Raw genomic sequence first — 397 nt, 5'->3', positions numbered from 1 at the left:
CCCCCCACCCCCACCGAGAGGTTGCGGTGGAAGAGCTGCGTCTCCAGCCGGCCGTCCACGTCCACCCGGCCCCAGTTGAAGACCTCGGTGCCCATCGTCAGCCGGAAGTGGCGCTGCCCCAGCACGCTCAGGCTCTCCGCATCCCAGCTCAGAATCACCTCGCCGTAGGCCGAGTACCCGTCCGGGAAGGGCGCGTCCGCCTGCGGCAGGGCAGTCGGGCCCGCCACCTGGAAGCGCGCCAGCTCGTAGTCCGGGCCGAAGGCGCCCTGCCGGAAGCCTCCGCGCTGGAGGCGGCCCTCCAGGCGCGCTCGCAGGTCCATCCTCGAGGTCAGGTACTCCGCGCCCAGCCCCGCCACCGCGCCCCACGCGCCGCCCTCGCCAGGACGTCCGCCCCAGC

At 74.3% G+C, this 397-nt stretch carries 1 pseudogene; it reads right to left on the bottom strand.

The annotated features are described in order from the left end of the window. Positions 1-397: pseudogene (locus FL344_RS38335) on the bottom strand (hypothetical protein); the annotation flags it as partial.

Origin of the sequence: Myxococcus sp. AB036A, from assembly GCF_006547355.1 — a bacterium.
GTDB lineage: Bacteria > Myxococcota > Myxococcia > Myxococcales > Myxococcaceae > Myxococcus > Myxococcus virescens.
Note: the sequence above shows the minus strand (reverse complement) of the source record. Positions and strands in the feature narration are given on the sequence as shown.